We start from the raw sequence: 302 nt of genomic DNA on the forward strand, positions 1-302 counted from the left end.
TGTGATGCCAGTAGTGTTTGTGCTAGGCGAAAAAATAAGCCTAGGGAGATAGCTAGCTATCTTACGGCAAGCAAAAGGGCTAAGTCTTTGGATATGCCTGAATAGCTTTGAAAGTGCCACAGTGACGTAGTTTCTAGGGAAATCTAGAAAGTGGAACGCGGTAAACCCCTCAAGCTAGCAACCCAAACTTTGGTAGGGGCATGGGATAGTTGGAATGAGAACAATCTATCCTGACTGCTTTGCAGTAGACAGATGATTATCGAAAGAAACAATTCCTAGTTGTTTCTGGAACAAAACATGGC

The 302-nt window shown here is 43.4% G+C and carries 1 other RNA gene; it reads left to right on the forward strand.

The window, feature by feature from the left end:
- An RNA gene (gene rnpB, locus EIZ39_RS26280) (RNase P RNA component class B) lies at positions 1–302 on the forward strand; the annotation flags it as partial.

Source organism: Ammoniphilus sp. CFH 90114 (assembly GCF_004123195.1).
Classification (GTDB): domain Bacteria; phylum Bacillota; class Bacilli; order Aneurinibacillales; family RAOX-1; genus YIM-78166.